This is a genomic window from Candidatus Contubernalis alkalaceticus, assembly GCF_022558445.1.
In the GTDB taxonomy this organism is placed as follows: domain Bacteria; phylum Bacillota; class Dethiobacteria; order SKNC01; family SKNC01; genus Contubernalis; species Contubernalis alkaliaceticus.
This window is the reverse complement of sequence record NZ_CP054699.1, coordinates 3,317,672-3,342,713: the sequence shown is the minus strand read 5'-3', so window position 1 is coordinate 3,342,713 and position 25,042 is coordinate 3,317,672. Positions and strand designations below refer to the sequence as shown.

Below are 25,042 nucleotides of genomic sequence, written 5' to 3'. Positions count from 1 at the left end.
ACATTATTGGAGGAATGTAACAGTGCTCTCTAAAACTATTATAAGTTATTTTTTTAATGTAAATTTTAATGAAAACAGTAATATAGATAAAAAAAAATTGTCGGATTTTATTTTGAAAGAAAAGAAAGTATTTTCTAATTATAAATATTATAACATAGATGATTCCACTGAGTTTCATATATTTAGTGATAAAAAAGGAAATTGTACATACTTATTAACATCATTTAGTATGAAGGTTACTATTGAAAATACAACATTAAGTATTGACAGATTTGAGAAAGAAATTAAAGAATGGTACAATAAATTAAAATTTTTCATAGTAGATACTGAGGGTATCGATTACGAGATAGGTACAAGCATACAGCTTATTTTTGATAAAAAAGTTAAGTTATTTATAACTGATAATCAGGTAATAGAGGAGATTTTATCTATATTTAATAAAAATTTATCATCCATAAATTTTAACATTTATGTAAATGAGGATAAATATAATTTAATTCTTTCGATTGAACCTGAGAGTTTTAATGAATTAACAAATACTAAAGAAGTTAAGCTGAAAATCAACATACAAGAACCTTTAGATATAAAAGAAGTAATTTCAACTCATAGGTTATTGTTTGAAAAAGTGGACGTCATAATAAATAAAGTTTTTAAGGGGTTATAAAGATGAAAGGTAACAACAATGCGTTTTGGGATGGAAAGCCCGTTAAAGAAAATTTTCAACCAATACGATTAATAGAAGCACATTTAGAAAAAGAGATTGATCATTTGCACTCTTATATGTCAAAAAGTGATCGTAAGAAATTACTCGATTTTATGATTCAAAATTTATATTCTCCAAGTAATATATTAGACCATCTTCCGGATTGGGAAAATGAAATTTTTAAAAAGGAAGCAATACCTAGTAAGCGTAAGCATAAAATGAAACGAGAAAAGCTATTGAAACGGAGTGTCCAGAGAGTGGCTTGTGCATCATTAACTCCTACCCCGGTTGAGTTTTTAGAAGTCTTAAAAATACAAATCGAATTGTTTATAAGCAACCCTAAATTATCTGGCCTAGGTATATTGCTAGGAGCACTTCTTTCATGGATATTTGGTCCAGTAAATATTTTCTTTGCAGTCCCATTAACTGTGGTATTATTTTTATTATTAGGAAATCTAGCAGATGAAGTATTAAGTTCCTCGACTAAAAAGGGTCTTTTTATAAGGATAAAAGAAATAATGTTAATTGGGTTAAGTTATTTAATAATATTAGGGCTTTTTAATGTGCTATCTATATTAATAATTTCAGATTATTGGTTGAGAAATATTTCTTTTACCATGGTTGCTATCAGTGCAGGCAATCAATTAATCTGTTTGGTAAGCTCATGGGAGTTAGTACCTATCGATTCTTTAAAAAAACAAATTGCAGGATTTTTAAGAGATAGTGCAGATAAGATAGATAGTAATAAAAAATATTAATGCCGGGAGCTTCCGGTCCTTGCCCTTGGCAATTTCCAGAATCTCCCTCTCGGGGACAGTCCCCCAGCACTTTAAAGCATTAAAGTGTTTTTATGCGGGCCGCTGATATTGCCTAAAAATTGTATAATCTATGAAAAAGACGGCTTGCCCTGCCGGAAATGCCCGGGGAGCTTCCGACCCTTGCCCCCGGCAATTTCCAGAATCTCCCTCCCGGGGCCAGTCCCCCACAACTTTAAAGCACCAAAGTGTTGTGGTTTTTTTAAAGGTTTTAAACGATTGCTAATAAACAGCCCTTTTGGCTGTTTTACATTTAATAATATTTAAAAAAGGAAACTGCTTGAGTAAGTTGTCGCCTTGACTCCAGTTTTTTTATGGTTATGGATATGCCGGGATATGGATTTTGCTGGATAACCTCTGTGAGGTTACCCACAAAAACCACATCCATTGGACAGTGCTGCTTTCTTCTTTAGTGCTTCATATGCCTTCCGGAGCAGGTCGACGCTGATGTGGTGCATCAGGTTGTTAAAGCGAAGGGTTTTATCTCTCCTCGCTGCTTCATTAACCACTGGAATCCTGGAAAGCGTAAATACCGGTTTGAGACATTTTATAATGGCCTTAATCCAGTAAAGATTTATAAACCTGGACTAAATCCGAAGGTTCAGGGGCAGGAAAGTGATGATAAACGTAGGATAGATAAGGATATGGATAAGTGAAATACAGAACTGATTTGCATCTACTTACAGGGAAATTAATTACCTTTCATGAGTAAGAGCATTTTAGACTTTAATAAAGGAATTACAATATTGGATGGTTAAATTGTTGGCTTTTGGTTTAATATTTGGTAAGATTTTGTATGTCATATTATGTTTTATTCCTTTTTCAATAAAAGTACAGCCTTGTTAATACAAACTTTCACCTTGTTTAATACCGAGGTAAGATCCTGTTTTTGTTCCTTATTGAGCGAATGATAGACTTGATTGGTCACAGCCAATTTTTCACAGGTATTTTCGAGGACTCTTATCAGGCCGTTATACCAGGCTTCAATGTAGACATGGTTTATACTCCCTTCCTTAATAAGTAAAGTAGAGCTTTCTTCAAAATTATTTTGCTTGATGAAGGATCTGTTTTTTATACATTTATTTACAAGTTCTTTTTGAGATTGTATACTTAGATTTGAAGCCTCTGTATCAAGACAGGTTTTTACAATATCATTGGCATGATAATTATTTATATTATTTTTTAAGTCGTTGATTATATAATCTTTAATTTCTTGTGCAAGGCCAGTTGACTCTATTTTTTTTCTAATGCTTGGCGGTGGATGCTGTTTCTTTTTATTTTTTTGTGTTTTTTGTTTTGTTTTTTGTTTTGTTTTTTGCTTTTCATTTACGATTGAAATTGTTGTTCCAGGTATTTTTACAATTGATGGACCGTTAAGTCCAAATTCAGATACAACTTTATCGTCAACCAACAGGATAATACTTTTAACTTGTTTTTCCATATCTTTTTCAAGATTTAAATCTGAAAGAGATATTTCATCGGACATACGGACACCCCCTAGTTAAAAATATTTGAGTGAAGGATTGTCCTATTACAGAAATTGCTCTGGTAATTTCTGCCCGGGAGATTCTTCCAGCGGTTCAAGAGGATTTTTTAATAAGTCCAGCAACAAACATTATGTAAAATATAAAATGCCCGGGAGCTTCCGGCCCTTGCCCCTGGCAATTTCCAGAATCTCCCTCCCGGGGACAGTCCCACAGCACTTTAAAGCATTAAAGTAATTTTATGCAGGCCGCTGGTTAAGAGCGGCCATTTTAGTGCTTGTGAACTTTCCCCTAACGACAAGCTTGTGGACATCTTTTAAGCATAAAATCCGAGGCTACATATCATTTAAACCCTAAAAGATAAAACGCCATAAGTGCTCGGGAGATTCTTCCGGGCAAGCCTCCAGAATCTCCCAGAAGGGGTCTGTCCCGGGCAAATTTTTCCAATTAGGAGGAGTAGCCCCGTAGACCTCCCCGAATGCACACTCCGACCCAACAAAAGCAAAGAAGTAACTAAAGGCTAGGTGGCGAGGTGACTAGGTATAGTGGTAATGCTGTTGGATTTGCTTGAGGTATGAGTGTGGACATGAGGGGTAAGAGAACTATTGCCTGAGAGGAGCCAAATCATTGAATAAAAAAGAAAAACTTGCTGCCTTTGAAGGTATCAATACAGATATTTTAACTGGAAACAAAAAGAATAAAGAGATGGTTAAACTGTTCCTACAGGGCATGACCTATAAAGAGATTGCTGCTCAGTATTGCCTATCTAATAGTAGAATAGGACAGATACTAGACAAGCAAGCTCGCCGGGCTAATTATTATAAATCCTTGCTAAATGACCAGGAGTATCAAGAGCTGGTGGATAATTATATTGGTAAGCTGAAAAGGAATGAACTCATTAAGATAAGCAGTAACTTAGAAAATAAGAGGACCCATGAAATGGCAGTTAATGAGGCTAAGATACGGTTAGCTGCTGAAGAAGTGTCATCAGAAGGAGAACCTATGAACAAACAACTAGTTATAGACTATGCAATATCTCTAACTCACCTGTATGGCATAGTCCATAAAGATAAGGTGGTTGAGATTTACAACTCACAAAATGAAGATAAGGTTGATGGACAGGCTGTCAGCAATATTATGAAGGAAGCTCTCAAGGAACTAAAAGATAACTTCGTCGAGATACATAAAGACTATTTTGTTGCTGAATCAATTCTGGAGTTTCGTGATTTTGATGAGCAGTTAAAGCAAAGTAAAGGGAAGCCCTATTACATCCCGGAGAAAGAAGAGCTTCTAAAATATAAAGATGAACTATACTTTGAAGTTACTGAGCAGTACAATGCTTTAAAAGATTATATAGCTGAGAACCTTCTTGATGGTGATGATTATAAAGCTGAAGTAATATGCAGTGATATCCAGGGAATATGCCAATTTGGCTTTCAAATAAATGAAGTTTTTGACATCTTTAATAACAGGGATGTAAACTTTAAGAGTGAAGAGCAAGTAAACGAAGTAATGCAGTTGGTAATGGATCTGGCAAATCACACCAGACTGTGGGAGAACCACGGCCACACGCCCCAGGAGATTTTCGAGAAGTATGAAAAACCGCATCTAAGACCTCTGCCTAAAGAGCCTTTTGAGTTTAAAGGAAGCCAGGAGTCAAAGGTTTACAGTTTCAAGACGAAAAAGAAAGTTGGCAGAAATGATCCATGCCCCTGTGGCAGCGGGAAGAAATATAAGAAGTGTTGTTTGGGGAAGTAGTTGTTAGTTAGTGCCCGGGAGCTTCCGGCCCTTGCCTTTCGGCAATTTCCAGAATCTCCCTCCCGGGGACAGTCCCCCACAACTTTAAAGCGCTAAAGTGTTTTTGTGAAAGAATAAAGTCAACCGTGCCGGTAGTGCCCGGGAGCTTCCGGCCCTTGCCTTTCGGCAATTTCCAGAATCTCCCTCCCGGGGACAGTCCCCCACAACTTTAAAGCGCTAAAGTGTTTTTGTGAAAGAATAAAGTCAACCGTGCCGGTAGGGTATACAGAAAAGATAAGAGAGAGGTTTGAAACAGAAAACATTATTTTCTCACCGGAATTCTTAAGAGAAGGAAAAGCGCTATATGATAACTTGTATCCTACCCGGATTATTGTGGGAGAACAATCCCAGAGAGCCAAGAAGTTTGCGGATCTTTTAGTGCAGGGAGCTATTAAAGAGGATATTGATGTGTTATTTACCAATTCAACAGAAGCAGAAGCCATAAAATTATTTGCCAATACATATCTTGCCATGAGAGTAGCTTTTTTTAATGAACTGGATTCATATGCAGAGGTTAGGGGATTAAACACTCAGCAAATTGTAGAAGGGGTATGTCTTGATACCCGTATTGGTAACCATTATAACAATCCTTCCTTTGGATACGGCGGTTATTGTCTTCCTAAAGATACCAAACAGCTGCTGGCTAATTATGAAGATGTACCTAATAATATAATGGGAGCTATTGTGGATGCCAATAGAACCAGAAAAGACCATATTTCAGATAGGATATTAGCCAAGCATCCCAAGGTAGTAGGTATTTATAGACTGACCATGAAGATGGATTCTGATAACTTTAGAGAGTCAGCTATACAAGGGGTTATGAAGCGTATCAAGGCAAAGGGTATTGAAGTTGTGGTGTACGAGCCTGCCCTGGATTCAGATGATTTTTATAATTCAAGAGTTATTAAAGACTTTGATGAATTTAAGAAGATTTCAGATGTGATTGTGGCAAACAGGCTGTCGGATGAAATTAAGGATGTAGAGGATAAGGTTTATACCAGGGATTTGTTTAGCAGGGATTAGGAAAAGCCCCGGGGATATGGCTTTACCGGAAGTATATAACCATATAGAAACAGGAGTTGGAGGGATCTTATCTCATGAATATATTAGTCACCGGCGGTGCCGGTTATATTGGCTCACATACCTGTGTTGCTCTGTTGGAAGCGGGGCACAGGGTGATTGTTGCGGATAATCTTTGCAACAGTAAGGTGTAGACCATAGATAGAGTAAAAGAGATAACAGGTAAGGAAGTTTTTTTTTATAAGATTGATGTGACAGATGAAGCTTTAGTGGAGGAAGTGTTCTCTACCCATCAAATTCATGGTGTGATTCATTTTGCAGGGCTTAAGGCGGTGGGTGAGTCGGTAGAGAAGCCTCTGGATTATTATAATAACACCGTCAGTACCATGGTTTTGAGCAGAGCCTGTCTGAAATATGGTGTTGGCAAGTTTGTATTCAGCTCATCAGCCACCGTATATGGTGAGAATGAAGTACCATTTGTGGAGACTATGGAGCTTTTGCCCACCACCAATCCCTATGGGGAAACCAAGGCCATGAGTGAACGTATTCTGACAGATACTGCAAAGGCCAATCCCGGGTTTGCAGTATCACTGCTTCGGTATTTCAATCCGGTAGGTACTCATGAGAGTGGATTGATTGGGGAGGATCCCAACGGCATTCCCAATAACCTGATGCCTTTTGTGACCCGGGTGGCCAACGGGAAATTGAAAGAATTAAGCGTATTTGGAAACGATTATGATACTGTGGACGGAACCGGTGTTAGAGATTACATCCACGTGGTTGATCTGGACAAAGGACATGTGGCTGCCATTGAAAAATTAGATAATGGGGTTCATGTTTATAATCTTGGGACAGGCAGAGGGACTTCGGTGCTGGAGCTGGTTAAAGCTTTTGAGAGTGTCAATGGGATTATAATACCTTATGAAATAGTAGGCCGTAGGCCGGGAGACATCGATTCAAGCTATGCTGATGCCGGTAAAGCTGAAAAGGAGCTTGGTTGGAAAGCAAAGCGCGGGATAAATGAGATGGTCAGAGATGCCTGGCGGTTTGAAAAAAGCAATGAATAGATGGAGAATGCCCGGGAGTTTCCGGCCCTTGCCCTGCGGCAATTTCCAGAATCTCCCTCTCGGGTCAGTCCCCCACAACTTTAAAGCACTAAAGTATTTTTTGTTAAATTAACCTCTTGAAGAATTCAAGAGGTTAATTTAACAAAAAATCAGTCCGGTAAAATAGGTTTATGTTAAATCAAATCAAAATTAATCTTATTTCGTCCCCAGTTTTCTTTTTGCATTTATAACGTATATGTTATATAATAGAAGTATCCTAGGAGTGATAAAGTGTATATAGTTGAATATTATAAAGAAAAAGGTAAGCATCCTGTTTTCGATTTCATTTCTAGTCTTAATCATAAAGAACAAGCTAAAGTTCTTAGAGAAATTGATCTGTTATCGGAATTTGGTTTTGCACTTGGCCTCCCTCATATAAAAAGCATTAAAGATTCTGGTGGTTTATGGGAACTTAGGATTAAACATAGTTCCAACAACTTCCGAATCTTTTATTTTCATTTTTTTAATGGTAAATTTATCTTGTTGCATGGTTTTAGAAAAACTACTGCCAAAATACCTAAGAAAGACATTAATATTGCTATAAGAAGAATGAAAAACTACCTGCAAAGGGGTGATCTAAAGTGAACCACGAAGAAGTAAAATATAAATTATTACAATGTCCTGATGTTAGAGAAGAATTCGATAAATTAAAACCTATTTATGATATTAAAAGAGAACTAATTAAGTTTAGGATTGAGCAAGGGCTAAGTCAAAAAGAATTAGCTGAAAAAATCGGAACCAAACAATCTGCAATATCTCGCTTGGAAAGCGGTGAATATAATCCAAGTATTGAGTTGCTAAGTAAGATAGCTCATGCATTAGGAAAAGAACTTCAAGTTAAATTTAACTAACAGTTGCTCGGGCACGGGCAATTTCGGAAGGGGCGAGCCCTACCAAAAATCCCCAAAAGGGGTCAGTCCGAAGCGCCGGGATAAACCGGCATAGAGAAGGGGATGAAAGAGCCCCACGTGAAAGTGCGACAAGAAGTGACTTCTTCTTGAGAAACATTAGTGCAGATATATCTGCTGTCTTAGTAGTAAAGACATTCCCATCCGAAACTGCGTCAGAAGTAATTCTGGGGTGGGTTGCATGAGGAAAAGCCTAATTGACTATTAAGTATCCGAGATGGTTAAGGGCAAGGGAAAGGGTGGTATGGTCTATGATTAAGCGTCGTTAGGGGCAGCAATAGATAGGATACGCTTTGCTATTGTATTACAGATAGGAAAATGCAACTTTTCATGTGCATGTGTAACTACCCACATATCTGTCGGCGTACTGAATAGACCTAACCCGTCCGCAACTAATGGAAGTCAAACTTGGTAAGCCCTATAGAGTCCATATTAATGGTAGGTCAACCGCAAGGAAGATACAATTCTCTAGAGGGTAAAGGAACGTTAGAAAAAGCAAATGCTGCTGTGGTGCAAACCAACAGGAATAAGAAATAACTGGGCAGATAGTGTCAAATGACACACTTGAAAGGGTGCTGAATTCTAACTGGTGTACAACACGGAATAAAGCGGAAAGCAATAATTCCAAAGGAAGGTAACAGATGAGAAATACTTCATTAAAAATGAAGTCCACATTACCTGACGATACTAAAACATGGAAACAAATCAATTGGGTTCATGTTAACAGATATGTAGAAAAATTGCAACAACGAATATTCCGTGCCGAAAGTTTTGGAAATAAACGCAAGGTTAGAGAACTACAGAGGCTATTGATGCATAGTAAATCAGCTTTGCTAGTATCAATAAGAAAAATCACGCAAATCAACAAAGGGAAAAAGACAGCTGGTGCCCGGGAGCTTCCGGCCCTTGCCCCTGGCAACTTCCAGAATCTCCCTCTCGGGGACAGTCCCCCACTGCCCGGAGCTTCCGGCCCTTGCCCTTGGCAATTTCCAGAATCTCCCTCCCGGGGACAGTCCCCCATAACTTTAAAGCACTAAAGTATTTTTGTAAAAGAAAGTTTTTAATTGGTTCGGGTAGGAGCAGGAAACAATTCTTTAAATACATGCCCGGTAGATTCCGGCCCTTGCCCCGGCAATTTCCAGAATCTCCCTCCCGGGGATGCCCGGGAGCTTCCGGCCCTTGCCCCTGGCAACTTCCAGAATCTCCCTCCCGGGGACAGTCCCAATGTCATCAGGCTATGCTACCATAAATAGGTAATTGAGATTATCAATAAGAAGCAATCGAAAAAAAATATAGAAAAAGCACCCAATAATAGTAAAAAACACTTGACACTGCTAAAATTCCCCCATAATCGACTTGGATACCATTTTTTGGTATATCAAATTGATAGTGGGGATGATGAATGATAAAAAAATTTTTAGAAGCATTATCTATTACAAAATTACTTATTGATGATAATATATTTATGTGTGAAACACGTATGAAGCAAACGTATTTTACTCGTGCTGCCAACTGTAAAATGGATTTTAAAAGCCTCATTTTGTTTCAGCTAAACTTTGTAAAAAAGACTCTTCAGTTGGAATTAGACTCATACTTAAAAGCTATCAAAGGAGATGAAGAGAGTATTACAAAACAAGCATATTCCCAAGCAAGACAAAAAATTTCCCCCACAGCCTTTATAATAATGGCTGATGCTATAACAAGCTGGTATTATGGAGACGAAGATTATAAGACATTTAAAGGATATCGGCTATCTGCCATTGATGCCTCAATCTTAGAAATTAATAATTCACAACGCCTGAGGGACGCCTTTGGTTATGTTGAAGGAGGTAAAACGGTAAAACTTGCACGGGCAAAGGCATCTTGTATATACGACATAGAAAACGATATGATGATTACTTCGATAATTACAAAATATACTACTGGCGAAAGAGAGATAGCCCTCCAACTGATTGAGAAATTAGAACAGTTGGGATTAAAAAATGATCTCATACTTTTTGATAGGGGATATCCCTCAAGAGATTTCTTTTTATACTTAGAAGAAAAAGGAATTAAGTATGTCTGTCGTACATCCAGTGCCCGGAGATTCTTCCAGACAAGCTTCCAGAATCTCCCAAAAGGGGTCAGTCCCCCACGACTTTAAAGCACTAAAGTATTTTCTATTAAATTACCCTCTTGAATTCTTCAAGAGGGTAATTTAATAGAAAATCAGTCTGGTAAAATAGGTTTATGTAAGTTAATTTAAACTAGGTTAAATTGCTAAAACATATTGTATCTTATATGACTAAAGGTGTTTTATATAATTATTTTTCTATGATATACTTAAAGAGACAGTATTTTATTTGGAGGTATTATTTATGTTACCAATGAAAAAAAGAGTAGGAAAAAATGGTAGAATAGTGATTGGCTAATTGTTAAAGATTGCCAAAATTAAGCCCGGTGATTTGGTATAATTTACTCATGATAAAAATAAAATAACTATCAAGAGGACGAAACGAGTGAAACGAAAAGGTGTTGTTAGGGCAACTGCAGGTATATTGAAGGTTAACTGAAATTGAGCTAGCGGAGGATATGATAAATAAAAATAATAAGGTGATTTTTATGAGAAAAATTAATTTAAACGAAATTAAAAAGAAGAGCAATTCGCCTGAGGTTGTTGCAAAAGATATACGAATTAGCACTTTTGTTAGATCTCAACCAAATTATAGTTCAGGGCGTAAAAGACCAAGAGACCCAGGCGAAACCAAAATTCTTGCTGGTTTTAAAAGAAAATAATGAAAATTAAATATTTGGAATGGGCTATAAAGGAACTAAAACGTCTTAACCCTGACGACAAGTATAATACCATGCTTTACGCTATGGCTATTATTACCAAGTTGTTAGAAGTGGAGAGTGTGAAGCCAATTATTGTTGGCGGTTTTTCTGTTGAAATATATACAGATAGAAGTTATTCAACTCGAGACTTAGATGTTATAACTAATAAAAGGAACAAAGTAATCCAGTTACTACAAAAGATTGGGTTTAAGATAGAGGGAAGACATTTAGTTTATAATGAATTAGATCTAGCGATTGAATTTCCAGATGATGAGCTTGCAGGATCTTATGGTAAAGTAAATAAAATTAATATAAACGAAACCGATAACTTATATGTCTATGTTATATCCTATGAAGATATTATTATGGATAGACTTCGTGCCTTTTTATATTGGAATGAACATGAATCTAAAGAGTGGGGCATGAAAGTGCTTTTTCGCTTTTTTGATAAAATAGACTTAGATTATATGATGAACATAGGCGGAGGAGCGGAAACAAAGCTAGAAGTAGACGAGCTAAATAAATGGCTTACTGAGCTTGATAAAATATAAATACCAGCATAATATTTCGGTCATTTTTCCAGAATCATCCCAAAGGCTGTTTTTTATTGCCCGGCCCTTGTCGGTTTGGTTGGTGCCGTTCCACGTTGATGCCCGGGAGTTTCCGGCTCTTGCCCCGGCAATTTCCAGAATCTCCCTCTCGGGGACAGTCCCCCACAACTTTAAAGCACTAAAGTATTTTTTATGTAAGCTACCATTACCTATTGGTTTGACACATTTGTTTTTTCTGTTTATAATGGTTGCCATAATTTAAAAAAATTACTTATTATATATTTACTTTTAAACTACTTTTTTACAGAGAGTTACCGTGGTATAATAAGATAAAGAAATTATAGGAGAGTATTTATTCATGCCAAGTGATCGAGAACAGATACACATGCCCCACGATACTGGCTATAAATATCTGTTGTCTAGCAAAAAAGCTTTTATACAGCTTATCAGAAGTTTTATTAAAACAGGTTGGGCTGAACAGGTTGACGAAACTAATCTGGTAAGGATTGATAAATCCTTTATACTGCAGGATTTCCAGAACAAAGAAGCAGACTTAATCTACCGTGCCAGACTAAAAGAAAAAGATGTTATATTTTACGTGCTCATGGAGCTGCAGTCTACAGTAGATTTCCTTATACCTTACCGATTACTGCTATATATGACAGAAATTTGGCGGGATATATTTAAAAATATTTCTCAAAAAGAAGCGGAGCGTAAGGGTTTTCGATTGCCTGTTATAGTTCCAATAGTTCTTTACAACGGTCAAGAAACATGGAATGTTCCACTTAACTTCAAGGAAACACTGGACAGTTTTGAACTTTTTGTAGAGCACGTGTTGGATTTTCGCTATAATCTAATTAGTGTTTCATCCTATGACCAAGAAGAATTGCTTGAACTTTCCAGCCTGATGGGAGCAGTATTTTTACTAGATCAGGCTAAAGATCTAGAAGAAGTTATTGAGCGCTTGAAAAAATTACTGGTAACTATAAAGAAAATGGAAGCTGAAGAATATAGATTATTTACTGCTTGGGCAGAGAATATTTTAACTCGTGGTGGTGTATCCTCAGAAAAGAAAGATGAAATTACCGTTATTCTGGGAAAGACTCGACCTGAGGAGGTGGAAGAAATGATTTCCAATGTAGAAAGGGTCTTAAAAAAATCCTGGCAAGAAGCTGAAAAACAAGGAATAGAACAAGGAATAGAAAAAGGAATGCAAAAGGGAATAGAAAAAGGAATGCAAAAAGTAGCAAAACAGATGCTTTCTGAAGGTGAAAACATTGAAAAAATAACAAAATATACTGGGCTCTCTAAGGAAGTAATAGAAAAGCTTAGATAACTTGTGAAGGTTTCCTGTAATGTAAGCGCCCAATAAGTCGGTGTATGGTAACTTCCCTAGTAATATGAGACAATTCTCTAAATTAGAATTTGTAGAGTTTTTCGACCAAGTCGAAAAACTCCAAAAGGATGCCCGGAGATTCTTCCAGACAAGCTTCCAGAATCTCCCAAAAGGGGTCAGTCCCCCACAACTTTAAAGCGCTAAAGCGTTTTGTGTTTTTATAAGGCAGTCTGATACCAATAATAATAATGGAGCAAATTGATAGATGGCTAAGAAAAAGAGATATAGAGGACATTATTGCAAAATATGTAAAAGGATACTTCCCAATGAAAAGTTTTCTGGAAAGGGACATTCAAAAAAAATATGCAAAAAGTGTTCTAAGATACCTTTAGAAAAACGAAACGAGATTATGGATGTTAATAGAATATATTCATTATATAAATATTCTAATTTATCGAAAATAATAGGTTAATGTTGGAAAAACACTTAAGCAATCAGTCAGAAAAAGTTAGATTAGCAGCAAAAAAAATGCTTGATGAGTTTAAGGCGGAAAGAAATAAAAAACATGAAGAGTTATATGAAGAAATAGAGGAACTGGTTCCTGAGAATAATGAATCCTTAGAAAATAAAAATTGTTTCGGAGACATAAAAAACTTAGATGAAATGGATGATATAAAATTACCTTTTTAAGTTAAATTGCCTATGCGAAACTGATAGTGAGCCAAAAACACACATTCTGCTGATGAAAAAGTGAGCCACTCAAGAAAAATTGCCCGGGGGTTTCCGGCCCTTGCCCCTGGCAATTTTCAGAAACCCCCTCCCGGGGTCAGGGGACTGGGCCAAATTTTTGCTGTAATTGAATATTGATTACCGAACTTAACCGATATGAGTCATTTACTTATTGCCCGGAGATTCTTCCAGACAAGCTTCCAGAATCTCCCAAAAGGGGCCCAGTCCCCCACAACTTTAAAGCACTAAAGTATTTTCTGTAAAAATAACCTCTTGAAGAATTCAAGAGGTTATTTTTACAGAAATCAGTCTGGTAAAATAGTTTTATGTACATACCTTAGTTAAATTAGTTACAACATTTTTAATAGACAAGTTCTTGAGGATAAACTACGGGGCTTTTTAGCTTAGCAGAAATAGTTTGCTGTAAATCTAAGTAGTATGGTTGTAGTATTGAAAACTTTCTTGAAAAAAAATCCATTCTCGTATACGATTAAATTAAACTATTTTTTTTGCAAAAATATTGAGCAATATTGAAAAAAATTAACCTATTGGGTTATTGAAAATTGACACATGGGGAATGGTAATATATAATGGAAGTGAGATTTACAAATAAAAAAATCAAAAAACAATGTGAAGACCCCAGAAGAGCACAAAAAGATTATGGGCTGAGAATGGGGGTTTTATTGACTCAAAGAGTTGGAGAACTTATTGCGGCAACCAGTTTGCTTGATATTAAGTATATTCTATCAGCAAGGTTGCACGAATTAGAAGGTACTAGAGCTAATGAATATTCTGTAGATTTAGTTCACCCGTATAGATTAGCATTTACTCCTATAACCGAGGGTGATGTAAAAGTAAATGAACTACAAAGCATTCACATTGTTAGGATTGAGGAGGTGACAGATTACCATGGTAAACAAAAAAGAAGGTAATCAATTTCTTCCTACGGTTGCGATTCCTCCTGGGGAAACTATTAAAGAGAACATGAAATACTTGGGGATGAATCAGAAAGAACTCGCAATGAGGCTTGAAATAACACCAAAACATTTAAGCAACATAGTTAATGGTCATGATCCTATTACCTATGATACAGCTTTAAAGCTGGAAACAGTGTTGGGGCCCAAAGCTCATTTTTGGATGAATTTAGAAACAAATTATCAACTGCATAAAGCAAGATTGAAAAAAGATGAAGAGTTTAAGGCTGACCTGGAAATACTTAAGAAAATACCCTACAAACAGATGAGTGATTTTAGATGGGTAGAAAGTACTCAAAACCGTAATTTTCGGGTAAAAAACTCAAGAGAGTTTTTTGGTGTGGCCAGCTTAAAAGCAGTTGATAAATCAGTTAATGCTATGTTCCGAAAACAAAAGCCTATTAAAGATATCTCGGATATAGCTGTAGCAGCTTGGCTTAGAAAAGCTGTATTGGAGGGAACATTAGTAGAGGTAGAAAAATTTGATCAAAAAAAGCTTAAAAGCTTTATTCCTAGGTTTAGAGAGTTAACAATGAAAGAACCGGAAGATTTCTATCCAGAAATGCAAAAGCTTTGTGCTGATTGTGGTGTCGCACTAGTCCTTGTCAAGTCTCTTCCAAAGTCGTATGTGTGTGGGGCTACAGTTTGGAGAAGGAATAAGGTTATTTTAGCATTAAGCGTTAGGGGAAAACGAGCAGATATTTTTTGGTTTACTTTTTTCCATGAACTGGCCCATTTAATTAATCATTCTAAAAAAGAGTCACGTGTTAGTTATGAAAACCATTGGAAGGAAGATGAAGCTGATAAGAAGGCTAGCGATTACTTGATTTCCAATGAACAATATGAAAGGTTTAAAAAAGAATACGATTACACTAATAAAGAGCAAATAATAGATTACGCTCATGAAATAGGAATAGCTCCTTGTATACTTGTTGGGAGATTACTTCATGAGGGGCTGCTTAAATATGAATTTTATAGTGACTTAAGACCATCTTTTGAAATAATAAACTAGTGTCCGGAAGATTCCGGCTCTTGCCTCCGGCAATTTCCATAATATTCCTATTGGGTCTGCCCGGGAGCTTCCGGCCCTTGCCCCTGGCAATTTCCAGAATCTCCCTTTCGGGGCCCCCAGAACTTTAAAGCACTAAAGTATTTTCTGTTAAATAAACCTCTTGAAGAATTCGAGAGGTTTATTTAACAGAAATCAGTCCGGTAAAATAGGTTATGGAAGTTTTGCTGAGTTTGTATAAGCTCAATACCTGTTGGGAGATAAAAACATTGCAAAAAGTTATCTTATATGATAACATAAAAGTATCAAAGCTGTATATATTATAATAGGAGGCATGTGAGTGGACTATGATGTAGAATTTTATCAAAAAGAAAATAGAGATGTTCCGGTAATGGATTTTCTATTATCTCTTCACCCTAAGATGAGAGCGAAAGCATATAGTGAGATTGAACTATTAAAAAAACATGGTCCTGCTCTTAGAGAGCCTTATGTAAAACCAGTAAAAGGGAGTAAATACAAAGGAATTTACGAGCTTCGTATAAGGTTTTCGTCAGATATATGCCGTATATTTTATTTTTTATTTGAACAAAATACATTCGTACTGCTACATGGATTTGTGAAGAAAAGCAGTAAAATACCTGAACGAGAACTGGAAAGAGCAAGAAAATACAAAGCTGATTATGAAAGAAGGTGTATTGATGAATAAAGCAGGTATAAAATTTAATGAGATTAAAGAGCAGCTGATGAAAGATGAAGAATTTAAAGCTGAATATGAGAAGCTAAAACCACGTTACGAGGTTATATCACAGATTATCGAAGCCAGAAATGCACAAAATATAACTCAAGAAGAATTGGCTTTACGAGTGGGAACGCAGAAATCAAATATTTCAAGATTTGAAAGCGGCTCATATAATCCATCTTTAGATTTTTTGATCAAAATTGCAAAAAGCCTTGGTAAAGAGGTACACGTTGAAATTAAATAAATCAGTGCTCGGGTCGGAATTATAAGCCCCCTGGACTTCCAGTCCCCCACAACTTTAAAGCTCTAAAGTATTTTTGTGAAAAGTAGAAATAAAAACTTAAAGCATCAATTGTTTCAATGATAGAACAAAAAAGGATACCTGTTTAATAGAAGGATTGATTTTTGAAAATGAATCATTTAATGAATAGAAGGAACATAAAAATTACAGCAGCCGTTCTGGCTGTTTTACTCTTTTTAATCTTAATTATCCTACTGCCAAGGGCAGGATCTTATATTTTGGCAGAGGATGACCTGGCAGAAAGTGATATTATCGTGATTCTTATGGGCAGCATTCCCGACAGAGTTTTACAGGGAGCAGATATCTTCCTGGAGGGTTTTGGGGAGGATATTGTTATGGTCCGGGAGAATATGAGGAGTTATGATGATCTCTTGGGAAGGGGTGTGGATGTCCTCGGAAGGGCAGATTTGAGTAAAATGGCAGCGGTAGAATTGGGAGTACCGGAGAATCATATCATTATACTAGAATACGGTGCCTTTAGCACCCAGGACGAGGCTATCTGTCTAAGGAATTATTTGAAAGAGAGAGAAGAAATCAATTCCTTGATTTTAGTTACTTCCAAATCTCATTCCGTAAGGTCGAAGAAAATATTTGAGAAAGCTCTGGGAGCATTGGATAGAGATATTACGGTTATTTCAAGCCCCAGTGAATATGATACATTTAATCCTGAAAAGTGGTGGAGAAACAGAGAAGACGCCAAGGCAGTTATACTGGAATACTTGAAGCTTATAAACTTTTACCTGAGGGAGCAGTTTTTGTTAGAGTAAAAGAAAATCTTTAGATGCCCGGAGATTCCGGCTCTTACTTTCCGGAAAATTTAATAATATCCCTCTCGAGGCCAGTCACCCGCTAATCTGAAAAAGCAAGGTTTGAGCAAAAAATGAAAAGCAAAAAAGAAATCTAACAATTCAAGAAGGAAGAGGTTGTGCTGCATGGCCTGGGATGCGCCGACAGATGAACTGACACGGTTGTTATTGACGGTCAGTAGTAGAAAGGAGCTGCTCAATGAGAAAACTGTTAGATTATGCAATTTCTCTCACTCACCTGTATGGTTTAGTTCATAAGGACAAGGTGGTAGAGATTTACAATATGCAAAACGATGAAGAAATTGATTGTGATGCCATTAACGAGATCTTTGAAAATGGTGTCAATGAGGGTTTCGTTGAAACTCATGGAGATTACTTTGTGCATGAATCGATCCTGGAATATGACAACTTTGACGAGGAATTAGAGCAGCGCAGGGGGAAACCTCACTATATTCCAGAGCAGGATGCGCTGCTAAAGTACGTAGATGAGTATTACTCCGAGAAGCCGAAGGAATACTATGCACTCGTGGAATATGCTGCCAAAAATTTGTTCCACGGTGACGAATATCAGGCAGAGGTTTTAACCGACAATTTTCATGGAGTATGTCAATTTGCTTTCTCCATCAATAATGTCTTCGAGATTTTTAATCTACAGAAAGTGAACTTCAAGAATGAACAGCAGGTGTCGGAAGTCATGGAGCTGCTCATGGATTTAGCTAATAATACCAGACTCTGGGAAAATAATGGTCATACCCCAAACGAGATCTTTAGCAAGATGGAAAAACCACATCTTAGACCACTTCCAAAGGGTGGGTTTCCTGATTTCCATGCAGATACAATGGACAGACCTAAACTTCGCAGTATCCCCGGCGGAGCTTCTAAGAAGGTTGGCAGAAATGATCCATGCCCCTGCGGCAGTGGGAAGAAATATAAAAAATGCTGTTTGGGAAAAGAGAATAAAGGTTAACAAAGCATTGTAAGCTTATAAACTTTTATCTGAGAGAACAGTTTCAACTGTGAAACGTGGCTCTAAAGATTTTTTACTTTTTTACCGAACAAATGTTTGACTATTCACCCATAAAGTGGTATAATCTCCTAAAAAGGGCCTGTCCAAAAGGAAGGAGAGTTGCCCGGGAGATTCCGGCCCTTGCCCCCGGCAATTTCCAGAGTCTCCCTCTCGGGGACTGGCCCCCCCCATAACTTTAAAGCGCTAAAGTGTTTTTATAAAAAAGTAACCCTCTTGAGAACTTTTCAAGAGGGTTTTTTAATCAGTCCGGTAATATAATTATGTTACTTTAAACTAGGTTAAATGCCCTAAAACATATTTTATCTTATATGACTAAAGGTCTTTTATATAATTGTTTTTCCATGATATACTTAGGTAGATAGTTTTTTATTTGGAGGTATTATTTATGTTGCCAATGAAAAAAAGAGTAGGGAAAAATGGCAGAATAGTGATTGGCCGATTGTTAAAGATTGCTAAAATTAAGCCAGGTGATTGGGTGGAAATTACTCATGATAAAAATAAAATAACTATCAAGAGGACGAAACGAGTGAAACCAAAAGGTGTTGTTAGGGCAGCCGCAGGTATATTGAAGGAACATGACAATTTAGTAGATGAGATGTTGCGGATTAGGGAGGAAGAAGATGACCGACCAAGAACTTCCATATAACAAGTTTGTGGTCGATACTAATATTGTCATATATACACTTAAAGGTTATGAAAAAATAGTTGAAGTAATGGAAAAATTGGAAGGCGATAGTGTGGAAGTTTTTTATTCAACAATAGTTGAGGCAGAATTATTTTCATTTCATGAGCTAACGAAAGAGCAAAAAGCTAAAATAAGAGCTATTTTAAATCTTGGAGAAATAATTGATGTTGATTCTAAGGTTGCCTTAAAGCTGCTGAACTTCGTTCAATAAGTAGAAAAAATTATCAACGCAAACTCAAGTTACCGGATGCTATTGTTGCTGCTACAGCAGTTTTATGTTCAGCTGTTTTGATTACTAGAAATGTTGAAGATTTTAATCATTTAATTGATCATAGTTTGCATATTTGGAATCCATTTGCTCGGTCAGAACCGGAACAATCCTAACGGTCTTCCAGTTCATCCAAAAGGAGATTCCTAAAAAAGTGCCCGGGAGCTTCCGGCCCTTGCCCCTGGCAAGCTTCCAGAATCTCCCTCTCTGGGACAGTCCCCCACAACTTTAAAGCACAAAAGTATTTTTGCAAAAAAGCAGTCCTCTTGTTATGTTCTCAAGAGAACTGCTTTTCAATAAGTCCGGCAAATTGTCCTAAGTATAGCAAATTAGGACACAGGGTCTCGCCCCACAACTTTCCCCCCTAGTTAAAAATATTTGGAGAAGGATTGTCCTATTACAGAAATTGCTCTGGTAGTTTCTGCTTTTGCCCGACGACAACATCCAGGAACTACCAAAAGGGGGCTGCCCGGGAGATTCCGGCTCATGCAAAAAGAATGCATTGATATAACTTGACTTTTAATAAAATTATTGCGGTAAAGCCAATCATGTATGTAGATTGGTTTTTTATTTTTCCTGTATTGTCGAACAAATGTTTGACTATTTACCCATAAAGTGGTATAATCTCCTAAAAAGGGCCTGTCCAAAAGGAAGGAGGCTTGGGTAGAGGTGTCTCGTAAGAATCGAGTATGGTATCCCGGGGCTGTCTATCATATTATGTGCCGCGGCAACCACAGGCATGAGATATATAGAGATGATGAGGACCGGCAGGTATACCTGACGAAGCTTCAGGAAACCATGGAGTATTTTCCTTATTTGCTGCACGGCTACTGCTTGATGACCAACCATGTACACCTGCAGTTAGAAACAATAGATATAAATATTTCAGAAATAATGAAGAAGATTAACATGCTGTATGTGTTGTATTTCAATAAAAAGTATAGTTTTGTAGGCCATCTTTTTCAAGGAAGATACCGTTCGGAAATAATTGAAGAGGATCCCCAGTTTCTATCTACCAGCAGGTATATCCATATGAATCCTGTCATGGCTAACATGGTGGAAACACCAATAGAGTATCCCTGGAGCAGTTATAAAGTTTACTTATCTGAGTCTGATTGTGCTATCAGCAAAAAGATAGTTACCACACAAAAAGTATTGGGTTATTTTCGTGGACATTCTCGAAAAAATTATCAAAAGTATGTTGAAAGAATTTAAGGGGGAGGAGAAAAAAGCTTGGCTACAGTAGTAAATAGTTTTTCCATTACCGGCGTTGATGGTTATCTGGTGGAGGTGGAAACCGATATTATCCACGGTAAACCCTCTATTTCCGTGGTGGGCCTGGGGGATACAGCGGTAAAAGAAGCCAGTGAACGGCTACAGGCGTCGCTGCATTATGGGAAATACCAGTTTCCAAAGATGAAAGTTGTAATAAATTTAGCTCCCGGGGATATGAAAAAAAGCGGGTCACATTTTGATCTGGCTATGGCTGTGGGGTTACTGTTTCAATCGGAGCAGATAATTGTTAAGGATGATTTTGATATAAGCTGTTTTGGATTTATTGGAGAACTTTCTCTGAATGGAAATATAAGACCCTGTTCAGGGGTGCTGCCTATGGCTATAGCTGCAAAAGAGGCAGGCATTCAAAACCTTGTAGTGCCCCGGGCTAATGTGGCCGAAGCGGCTTTTATAAAGGATATTAACATATTTTCCTTTACTGCCCTGCAGGAAGTGGCAGAGTTTCTAAAGGGGGAAAGCTTAAGTAATCTAAAAAATCCTCTTATAAGTAAAGGAAAGGAAACTGCTATCAATACCATGGATTTTAGGGAAGTGCAGGGACAGGACGCTTTGGTGGAGTTCATCGTAGTGGCTGCCGCCGGAGGGCACAATATGATGATGATCGGGGCGCCGGGTTGCGGAAAATCTATGATTGCTAAAAGGATTCCCACCATACTGCCCAATATGACTGAGGATGAAGCCCTGGAGGTTACAAAAATATACAGTGTGTCCGGTCTTTTAAAGGATTTAGGATCTCTCATTAAACAAAGGCCTTTTCGCTCTCCTCATCACAACGCCTCCACAAATTCGCTCATAGGGGGAGGCAATAACGCAATTCCCGGAGAAATCTCATTAGCCCACAACGGAGTTTTATTCTTAGATGAGGTGGCTGAATTTAAAAAGAGTACTTTAGATGCTCTAAGGCAGCCCATGGAGGACCGTCAGGTAACCATCTCCAGAGTTAAGTTTACCAATACATACCCCTGCAATTTTATGCTTATATCTGCCATGAACCCCTGTCCCTGTGGTTATTATGGGCAGGACCGGTGCCGGTGTACGGATTATGAAGTGCTAAAGTATAGGCAGAGAATTTCCGGGCCTATGCAGGACCGCATGGATATACAAAAGAATGTTTCTCCCGTTAACATTATGGAACTTTCTTCTCATGTCCCCGGGAGATCCTCCGCCGAGTTAAAGGAAAGAGTGGAATTTGCCCGGGATATACAAAATAAAAGGTTTAAGTCTATCCCTAAGGTAAACTGCAATGCTCAAATGAGTCCTTCTATGATTAAAGAATACTGTGAAATGGAAGAAGAGGGTTTACTGCTTCTTAAAAAGGCTTATAAAAGATACAGCTATAGTGCCAGGTCTTATCATAAATTTTTGAAAGTTGCCCGCACCTTTGCTGATATGGAGGGAGCCCAAAAAATTCGAAAAAGAGACATTGCCACGGCATTAATGGCCAGAGATTTGGATAGGGAACAGATGGATCTCCTGGTGGTGTAAAGGGAGGGGAAAATGATGGATAAATATTTGATATGGCTCAGCCAAATAAAAGGTGTGGGGCCGGTTTTACAAAAAAAACTGCTGGAAGCATTTGAATGCCCTGAAGCTGTATTCCATGCTGACAAAGCAGAGCTTAAGTCTGTGCCGGGGGTAGGAGCGGCTACGGCAGAATCCATATTAAATTCAAAGTCCCTTGAAAAGGCAGAAGGAATTTTGGAGAAAGCAGAAAAGTTGAAGATAAAGATTTTAACCTGTCATGATCCTCTTTATCCTGAATTGGCAAAAACTCTTCCCCGCTCTCCGCTTGTCTTATATTATTTGGGCAATATTAAAGAAAACAGTATGGGGGTATGCATAGTAGGGGCCAGGCGGTGTACTAATTATGGGAAAACCGTTACCCGGGAGGCGGCAGGGTTTTTAGCAAAAGAGGGTATACCGGTAATAAGCGGTTTGGCCAAAGGCATTGACAGTTATGCCCACACCTCCTGTATAAAAAATGAGGGTTACACACTGGCCTTTGTGGCCAGTGGTGTAGATATATGTTACCCTAAGGAACACAGGGAGCTCCGGGAGGCTGTTATTAATAATGGAGCGGTGATATCACAATTTCCTCCCAACACGTCGGCAAAAGCTAACCATTTTCCCGTTCGAAATTATCTAATGAGTGCCTGGGCATTTAACGTGCTGGTAGTTGAAGCCGGGGAAAAAAGCGGTTCTTTGATAACGGCCAAACTGGCATCTGAACAGGGAAAGCAGGTGCTGGCGGTACCCAATAACATTTACAGCCCGGAGGGTAGAGGAACGAATTTGCTTATTGCCAAAGGGGCAGAGATCTATCTCAAGGAAAGACAGCTTCTTATGAACCAGGATAAGGGCTTTGCAGCAGCAGAAAATAAAAGGGAGTCAAACCATGTAAAGAAAAATGTAAAAAGAAATCTTGAAGTTCAAGAAACACTTTCCCCCATAGAGAAGAAGATATCAGAACTTATCGCCGAAAAACCGCAGCAAATCGAAAAATTAAGCCTACTCTTTAGTGACCGGCTTTCTTTTCTAGAAACCATATCTCTTATGGAGTTGGAAGAAAAGATAGAAAGGCTCCCAGGGGGGATGATTCGGAAGAGTAGGTAAATTACTGCACAAAAGGTGTAAGCGGGGTTTACTAATAATATGGCTATAACGTCTTGCCGCCCAGGGGATTCGCAGGCTGATTGTGGAAAACTATATCGTGTTTTACATGATATCTGAAAAAGATGAAATTGTTATGGTTATTCGCATTCTATATAGCAGGCGGGACTGGGAACATTTGTTGTAACCTCAAATTAGCTCCGCTCTACTTTTTTCTGGATAATATCTTCCAAAAGATACTAAACAGCTGAAGGTTTAGTAGCTATCCATATTACCCCTGTTTATATTTTTTTTGCTATCTCATCCATTTTTATTAAAAAACTGTTGATCTGTTTAACCATTTCGGAAACAGCAGTGTCAATATCTATTATCAAATGAGCAAAGCGTTCATAATTCAACTGGAAACCATAAATGTTTCTTACCAGGTGCCTGAACTTCAAATATTCTTCCAGCAGAAAATATAACTTTTTATCAATAACAGCTGGTCTTATTTCAGGGATTTCTACTGACATTTGCCTTAATAATTTCTTGTGCCAGTCATCTGATTCCGGAAGCTCTTCGTCTATTTCTTTTGCAATTAACTTGAATATTCTTTCTGAGGCCATAAAAAAGTCGGAAATAATAGAAGCATATACCCGTGTTTTTAAATTTATACTTTTTAACATTTTTTCGTTACTTATTTGTTTTAATTCGTTTCTGAGATGATAAATTTGTCTTAACTCTTCGTCAATTTCATCCCGAAGAACAGCCAGCCTTCGTTTCATTATATTTCCATTCCTTCCCTTTGAATTTTTTGATGTAGAAGCTCAGAAACCTTTTCTATAGGAACAATATCTATGGAAAAAGGGAATGCCAAACCGGATGCTTCCCAAATAATATCTAGGTATTTACTTTCGTCCAATCCTAAAACAGCAATATCAATATCAGAATAATGCCAAAAATTACCTGTGGCTGTTGACCCGAAAAGTATCACCATTTCTACTCCATATTTATTTTTTAACATGTCAGCAACCTGGGAAGCTTTTTTCAGGGCATCTTTTTGTTTTTTTTCTAAACGAGCATCCTTTTCTCTTTTTCTTTTTTTCCAGCCTGTGACATATTTTTTCATTTCATCAGGTGTAGACATAACTAAATTCCTTTCAAATTGAATTCTAATTGTTTTTTTGTATATTATTTGATTATTTTTACTAAATCAAAACGAGTTAAACACTATTTAAAATGATTAAATCAAAATTAATTTTCCAAACATTTTGTAAAGGAACCAAAGAGAAAAAAATCTAACATTATATATGATAATTATACTTTGCAATGGTAATAATTACAAGAGCGTTCGCTCTTAAGATCCTTTTGTACAACCAAAATCTTCAAAAGCGCTTTGGAATGTTAGGGGTCAGCCGGACACTAAGAAGCGTTCATTTTATCTGCCATTCTCAAAATTGTTCACTCTTTTAATGCCATCTATATCAAGCTGCAGTTAACCGCATATTGTTATAGTAGTGCTGCTCAAATTCCATTGGAGACATATCGTCAAGGTAAGGAGGTGAAAATCAGTGCCCGGGAGCTTGCCGGCCCATGCCCCGGCAAGCTTCCAGAATCTCCCTCTCGGGGTCAGTCCGTGCGTCCGAGAAATGGCGCGTCATATAGTGGGTGCGAATCCCATCCAGTAAGGTTGAGCCGACCACTGGTAGTTAGTCTTGGAGTGTAAATGGTAACATTTACATTTAAGCGTAGGCAAACAAGGTAGCGGGCCGAAAGCCAGAGAGCTGAATGGAGATTGAGCCCCGAAATCCCAAAATAGGAAGGCTGATGTGTTGGACTGCACAGAAAGCAACATCATGTTCGACGTTATAGGCTAGACGAACATGACTTCCTCGGGGTCGAAGCCCTTGGCACGTTACACAATGTTATGATGCGGCAACTCGGGAGGTCCCGCCTGCTCTTCCACGCACAAAGGGAGTATGGCCGACAAGCGATAAAAAGTAAGAAAGCCAAAAGGCGAGCGGGAATTCGGATTACTGCATAGTACCAAGGAAGCGGGGTAATGCCCGTGGAGGGAAGGCGGTA

At 37.8% G+C, this 25,042-nt stretch carries 28 protein-coding genes and 3 pseudogenes; 26 read left to right on the top strand and 5 right to left on the bottom strand.

Annotated elements, in window-relative coordinates; genetic code table 11:
- The first annotated feature begins 22 nt into the window (after nt 1-22).
- From HUE98_RS16485 to HUE98_RS16475, 3 genes are all read left to right on the top strand, one after another.
- Nucleotides 23-664 carry a hypothetical protein gene (locus tag HUE98_RS16485; protein WP_241421677.1) on the top strand — a complete coding sequence of 214 codons (642 nt, stop codon included), beginning with the start codon at nt 23-25 and terminating at the stop codon, nt 662-664.
- 2 nt (nt 665-666) lie between these two features.
- On the top strand, nt 667-1,461 hold the full coding sequence (locus HUE98_RS16480; protein ID WP_241421676.1) for a hypothetical protein: 795 nt from the start codon (nt 667-669) through the stop codon (nt 1,459-1,461).
- A gap of 506 nt (nt 1,462-1,967) precedes the next feature.
- Nucleotides 1,968-2,174, top strand: coding sequence for a hypothetical protein (locus tag HUE98_RS16475; RefSeq protein WP_241421675.1), 207 nt, complete (start codon nt 1,968-1,970; stop codon nt 2,172-2,174).
- A gap of 155 nt (nt 2,175-2,329) precedes the next feature.
- Here the strand turns inward: HUE98_RS16475 and HUE98_RS16470 are convergent, their stop codons facing one another.
- Nucleotides 2,330-3,004: a hypothetical protein gene (locus tag HUE98_RS16470; RefSeq protein WP_241421674.1), complete on the bottom strand. Its 675-nt coding sequence runs from the start codon at nt 3,002-3,004 to the stop codon at nt 2,330-2,332.
- Between the two features lie 625 nt (nt 3,005-3,629).
- On the opposite strand from HUE98_RS16470, the gene HUE98_RS16465 reads away from it, so the two are divergent.
- A complete protein-coding gene (locus HUE98_RS16465; protein ID WP_241421673.1) occupies nt 3,630-4,760 on the top strand; it encodes a YecA family protein in 1,131 nt (376 codons plus the stop codon).
- Nucleotides 4,761-4,767: 7 nt separating this feature from the next.
- Here the strand turns inward: HUE98_RS16465 and HUE98_RS16460 are convergent, their stop codons facing one another.
- Nucleotides 4,768-4,929 carry a hypothetical protein gene (locus tag HUE98_RS16460; protein WP_241421672.1) on the bottom strand — a complete coding sequence of 54 codons (162 nt, stop codon included), beginning with the start codon at nt 4,927-4,929 and terminating at the stop codon, nt 4,768-4,770.
- A 68-nt stretch (nt 4,930-4,997) separates the two neighbouring features.
- On the opposite strand from HUE98_RS16460, the pseudogene HUE98_RS16455 reads away from it, so the two are divergent.
- The 5 genes and pseudogenes from HUE98_RS16455 to HUE98_RS16435 all read left to right on the top strand — a co-directional run.
- Nucleotides 4,998-5,822: pseudogene (locus HUE98_RS16455) on the top strand (nucleotide sugar dehydrogenase); the annotation flags it as partial.
- A gap of 74 nt (nt 5,823-5,896) precedes the next feature.
- Nucleotides 5,897-6,886, top strand: a pseudogene (gene galE / locus HUE98_RS16450) (UDP-glucose 4-epimerase GalE).
- 270 nt (nt 6,887-7,156) lie between these two features.
- Nucleotides 7,157-7,510: a type II toxin-antitoxin system RelE/ParE family toxin gene (locus tag HUE98_RS16445; protein ID WP_241421671.1), complete on the top strand. Its 354-nt coding sequence runs from the start codon at nt 7,157-7,159 to the stop codon at nt 7,508-7,510.
- Complete coding sequence (locus tag HUE98_RS16440) at nt 7,507-7,776, top strand: helix-turn-helix transcriptional regulator (protein ID WP_241421670.1); 270 nt, start codon at nt 7,507-7,509, stop codon at nt 7,774-7,776. Before HUE98_RS16445 ends, HUE98_RS16440 begins: the two co-directional genes overlap by 4 nt.
- A 698-nt stretch (nt 7,777-8,474) precedes the next feature.
- Nucleotides 8,475-8,720: pseudogene (locus HUE98_RS16435) on the top strand (reverse transcriptase N-terminal domain-containing protein); the annotation flags it as partial.
- Here the strand turns inward: HUE98_RS16435 and HUE98_RS16430 are convergent.
- A complete protein-coding gene (locus HUE98_RS16430; protein WP_241423605.1) occupies nt 8,673-8,819 on the bottom strand; it encodes a hypothetical protein in 147 nt (48 codons plus the stop codon). The pseudogene HUE98_RS16435 and the gene HUE98_RS16430 sit on opposite strands and share 48 nt — an antisense overlap.
- A gap of 416 nt (nt 8,820-9,235) precedes the next feature.
- On the opposite strand from HUE98_RS16430, the gene HUE98_RS16425 reads away from it, so the two are divergent.
- From HUE98_RS16425 to HUE98_RS18210, 17 genes are all read left to right on the top strand, one after another.
- Complete coding sequence (locus HUE98_RS16425; protein WP_241421669.1) at nt 9,236-9,976, top strand: transposase; 741 nt, start codon at nt 9,236-9,238, stop codon at nt 9,974-9,976.
- Nucleotides 9,977-10,404: 428 nt separating this feature from the next.
- Entirely contained in the window at nt 10,405-10,608 is a 204-nt protein-coding gene (locus HUE98_RS16420) for a hypothetical protein (RefSeq protein ID WP_241421668.1), read from the top strand.
- A complete protein-coding gene (locus HUE98_RS16415) occupies nt 10,608-11,198 on the top strand; it encodes a DUF6036 family nucleotidyltransferase (RefSeq protein WP_241421667.1) in 591 nt (196 codons plus the stop codon). The genes HUE98_RS16420 and HUE98_RS16415 overlap by 1 nt, the downstream gene beginning before the upstream one ends.
- 358 nt (nt 11,199-11,556) lie before the next feature.
- Entirely contained in the window at nt 11,557-12,534 is a 978-nt protein-coding gene (locus tag HUE98_RS16410; protein WP_241421666.1) for an Rpn family recombination-promoting nuclease/putative transposase, read from the top strand.
- A gap of 471 nt (nt 12,535-13,005) precedes the next feature.
- Complete coding sequence (locus HUE98_RS16405) at nt 13,006-13,224, top strand: hypothetical protein (RefSeq protein ID WP_241421665.1); 219 nt, start codon at nt 13,006-13,008, stop codon at nt 13,222-13,224.
- A 629-nt stretch (nt 13,225-13,853) separates the two neighbouring features.
- Nucleotides 13,854-14,195, top strand: coding sequence for a hypothetical protein (locus tag HUE98_RS16400; protein WP_241421664.1), 342 nt, complete (start codon nt 13,854-13,856; stop codon nt 14,193-14,195).
- Nucleotides 14,173-15,249 (top strand): HigA family addiction module antitoxin, encoded by a 1,077-nt coding sequence (locus HUE98_RS16395; protein WP_241421663.1) that lies wholly within the window; start codon nt 14,173-14,175, stop codon nt 15,247-15,249. Before HUE98_RS16400 ends, HUE98_RS16395 begins: the two co-directional genes overlap by 23 nt.
- Nucleotides 15,250-15,586: 337 nt before the next feature.
- Nucleotides 15,587-15,952 (top strand): type II toxin-antitoxin system RelE/ParE family toxin, encoded by a 366-nt coding sequence (locus HUE98_RS16390; protein ID WP_241421662.1) that lies wholly within the window; start codon nt 15,587-15,589, stop codon nt 15,950-15,952.
- Nucleotides 15,945-16,229, top strand: a complete 285-nt coding sequence (locus HUE98_RS16385; protein WP_241421661.1) for a helix-turn-helix transcriptional regulator — start codon at nt 15,945-15,947, stop codon at nt 16,227-16,229. Before HUE98_RS16390 ends, HUE98_RS16385 begins: the two co-directional genes overlap by 8 nt.
- A 167-nt stretch (nt 16,230-16,396) precedes the next feature.
- Nucleotides 16,397-17,053, top strand: coding sequence for a YdcF family protein (locus tag HUE98_RS16380; RefSeq protein WP_241423594.1), 657 nt, complete (start codon nt 16,397-16,399; stop codon nt 17,051-17,053).
- 238 nt (nt 17,054-17,291) lie between these two features.
- The gene (locus HUE98_RS17720; protein WP_277623688.1) at nt 17,292-18,059 is read left to right on the top strand and encodes a YecA family protein; all 768 of its coding nucleotides are present in this window, start codon (nt 17,292-17,294) and stop codon (nt 18,057-18,059) included.
- A gap of 445 nt (nt 18,060-18,504) precedes the next feature.
- The gene (locus HUE98_RS16370; RefSeq protein WP_241421660.1) at nt 18,505-18,765 is read left to right on the top strand and encodes a hypothetical protein; all 261 of its coding nucleotides are present in this window, start codon (nt 18,505-18,507) and stop codon (nt 18,763-18,765) included.
- Nucleotides 18,740-19,015 (top strand): PIN domain-containing protein, encoded by a 276-nt coding sequence (locus tag HUE98_RS16365; protein ID WP_241421659.1) that lies wholly within the window; start codon nt 18,740-18,742, stop codon nt 19,013-19,015. Before HUE98_RS16370 ends, HUE98_RS16365 begins: the two co-directional genes overlap by 26 nt.
- A 726-nt stretch (nt 19,016-19,741) precedes the next feature.
- On the top strand, nt 19,742-20,287 hold the full coding sequence (locus HUE98_RS16360; RefSeq protein WP_241421658.1) for a transposase: 546 nt from the start codon (nt 19,742-19,744) through the stop codon (nt 20,285-20,287).
- Between the two features lie 18 nt (nt 20,288-20,305).
- Entirely contained in the window at nt 20,306-21,853 is a 1,548-nt protein-coding gene (locus HUE98_RS16355) for a YifB family Mg chelatase-like AAA ATPase (RefSeq protein ID WP_241421657.1), read from the top strand.
- 12 nt (nt 21,854-21,865) lie between these two features.
- Nucleotides 21,866-22,981: a DNA-processing protein DprA gene (gene dprA / locus HUE98_RS16350; RefSeq protein WP_241421656.1), complete on the top strand. Its 1,116-nt coding sequence runs from the start codon at nt 21,866-21,868 to the stop codon at nt 22,979-22,981.
- A gap of 67 nt (nt 22,982-23,048) precedes the next feature.
- A complete protein-coding gene (locus HUE98_RS18210; RefSeq protein WP_277623738.1) occupies nt 23,049-23,165 on the top strand; it encodes a type II toxin-antitoxin system RelE/ParE family toxin in 117 nt (38 codons plus the stop codon).
- Nucleotides 23,166-23,259: 94 nt separating this feature from the next.
- On the opposite strand, the gene HUE98_RS16340 is transcribed toward HUE98_RS18210, so the two are convergent.
- Complete coding sequence (locus HUE98_RS16340) at nt 23,260-23,742, bottom strand: ribonuclease toxin HepT-like protein (protein ID WP_241421655.1); 483 nt, start codon at nt 23,740-23,742, stop codon at nt 23,260-23,262.
- The gene (locus tag HUE98_RS16335) at nt 23,742-24,104 is read right to left on the bottom strand and encodes a nucleotidyltransferase family protein (protein WP_241421654.1); all 363 of its coding nucleotides are present in this window, start codon (nt 24,102-24,104) and stop codon (nt 23,742-23,744) included. The genes HUE98_RS16340 and HUE98_RS16335 overlap by 1 nt, the downstream gene beginning before the upstream one ends.
- Nucleotides 24,105-25,042: the final 938 nt, after the last annotated feature.